General features: G+C 66.1%; 3 protein-coding genes. 2 read left to right on the top strand and 1 reads right to left on the bottom strand.

The genetic code is table 11. The annotated features are described in order from the left end of the window. Positions 1-121: 121 nt before the first annotated feature. On the bottom strand, positions 122-460 hold the full coding sequence (locus G3O00_RS42145; protein ID WP_027789049.1) for a P-II family nitrogen regulator: 339 nt from the start codon (positions 458-460) through the stop codon (positions 122-124). 355 nt (positions 461-815) lie between these two features. On the opposite strand from G3O00_RS42145, the gene G3O00_RS42150 reads away from it, so the two are divergent. Together G3O00_RS42150 and G3O00_RS42155 are read left to right on the top strand one after the other, a co-directional pair. Further along, complete coding sequence (locus tag G3O00_RS42150) at positions 816-1,067, top strand: accessory factor UbiK family protein (RefSeq protein ID WP_006489451.1); 252 nt, start codon at positions 816-818, stop codon at positions 1,065-1,067. A gap of 416 nt (positions 1,068-1,483) precedes the next feature. Beyond that, a partial coding sequence (locus tag G3O00_RS42155; RefSeq protein WP_277399391.1) for a magnesium chelatase domain-containing protein occupies positions 1,484-2,019 on the top strand: 536 nt, incomplete at its 3' end.

The following is a 2,019-nucleotide window of genomic DNA, read 5'->3' on the forward strand; positions in this document are numbered from 1 at the left end:
TGCCGCGTCGTCGGCGAGCGCGGAGCCGACGCCGGCCGCGATCAGCGAGCCGGCCATCAGCAGGGACATCAGAAGTTTGCGCATCTTGGGTTTCCTCTTGTCGCTTGTCTTGTCTGTTCTGTTACAGCGCGTCAGCGCCGGTCTCCCCGGTGCGAATCCGGATTACCTGTTCGATCGCCGTGACGAAGATCTTGCCGTCGCCGATCTTGCCGGTGCGCGCGGCCCGCTCGATCGCCTCGACCGCCTGGTCGACGAGATCGTCGGACACGGCTGCCTCGATCTTCATCTTCGGCAGGAAATCGACCACGTATTCGGCGCCGCGATACAGCTCGGTGTGCCCCTTCTGGCGTCCGAACCCTTTCACCTCCGTCACCGTGATGCCCGAGACGCCAAGCGCCGACAGCGCCTCGCGCGTCTCATCGAGCTTGAACGGCTTGATGATTGCGGTAATGAGTTTCATGAAGTCCTCTCGCTGGGTTGTCCCGTCGAATTGGTTGGAATGTTGTAACGGACTCTTCTCAGCAACTCGCATGCCAACTCAGTTCGCGCACCGTTTCAAAAGGCTTCATCAAGGGGTCGCATCCCGTGATGTAAGGTGCGGAAGCCCGGCCGAATGGCCAACGTGGCCCGGTTTGCTGGCGCGGCGAAAGGATCGTTGCTAGAGTGCACGCACGTCCCGGATCCCCGGGCCATTCACCCATGCGGGCGCCATGCCCGGAATTCGCGCCCAGGGCGCACCATTTCCGGTCATGTGTGCATCATGGGCACGTACGCAACTGAAGATGCACATTTTTTGTGCAAGGAAGGGGAATCACATGAAGCAACCCAGCGACGTTTTCAACGATCTGCAGTCGCGCGTCAGCGACCTGCTGAAAAACTCGCCGGCCAAGGACGTCGAGCGCAACGTGAAGGCCATGCTGTCGCAAGGCTTCTCGAAGCTCGATCTCGTCACGCGCGAGGAATTCGACACGCAGGCGCAGGTGCTCGCCCGCACCCGCGTGCGCCTCGAGGAACTCGAGAAACGCGTCGCGGAACTCGAGCAGAAGCTCGCCGCGCCGCAAGCCTGACGCCCCACCCGGCCGCAAGGTCCGGGCGCGGGCCGCCTCGTGCGGCTCGCGCCCGCCACCCCCGAAGCACTGAAGTACTGAAGTCGTCCCCGCTGTTCGTCGTCCGCCGTTCTCCGCAGCCCCCCCGCTCTTCGCTGTTCATCGCTCTTCGCAGTCTCCCCGCTCTTCGCTGTCCTTCGCTCTTCGTTGTCCGTCGCTCTTCGCTGTCCCTCGCTCTTCGCTGTCCCTCGCTCTTCGCTGTCCCTCGCTCTTCGCTGTCCCTCGCTCTTCGCTGTCCCTCGCTCTTCGCTGTCCGTCGTTCCGCTGTTCCTCGTTCTTTCCCCGCGCCACGCCGGCAAGCGCGCACCGATTCCTCCGATTCCCGCGGCATGCGGCCCCGAACGGCCGTCGTCCGTCTTGTTTACAGGAGCCTCGCCATGTCGCTCGCCGTGGTGCGCAGTCGCGCGCCCGCCTCCGGCCGTGCGCCGGACGTCACCGTCGAAGTCCATCTCGCCAACGGGCTGCCGTCGTTCTCGATCGTCGGCCTGCCCGATCTCGAAGTCCGCGAAAGCCGCGAGCGCGTCCGCGCCGCGCTGCAGAACTGCGGCTTCGAATTCCCCGTGCGCCGCATCACCGTCAACCTCGCGCCGGCCGACCTGCCGAAGGAGTCGGGGCGGTTCGACCTGCCGATCGCGCTCGGCATCCTCGCCGCGAACGGCCAGATCCCGGCCGACGCGCTGGCCGGCCGCGAATTCGCGGGCGAACTGTCGCTGACGGGCGCACTGCGGCCGATGCGCGGCGCATTCGCGATGGCGTGTGGGGTCGCGCGGGATTGGCAGTCTGCGGAAAGTGGCGCGGCTTCCGGTTTCGGTTCCGGCACGCTCCCCGGTTCAGGCAGCGGTGGCCAACGGGCCGGCCCGGAGGCGGGCTCCGCCGCCGCGTCGAACGCCCCCGAGCTGTACCTGCCGCTCGC

Source organism: Burkholderia sp. Ac-20384, from assembly GCF_017104605.1.
In the GTDB taxonomy this organism is placed as follows: Bacteria; Pseudomonadota; Gammaproteobacteria; order Burkholderiales; family Burkholderiaceae; genus Burkholderia; species Burkholderia lata.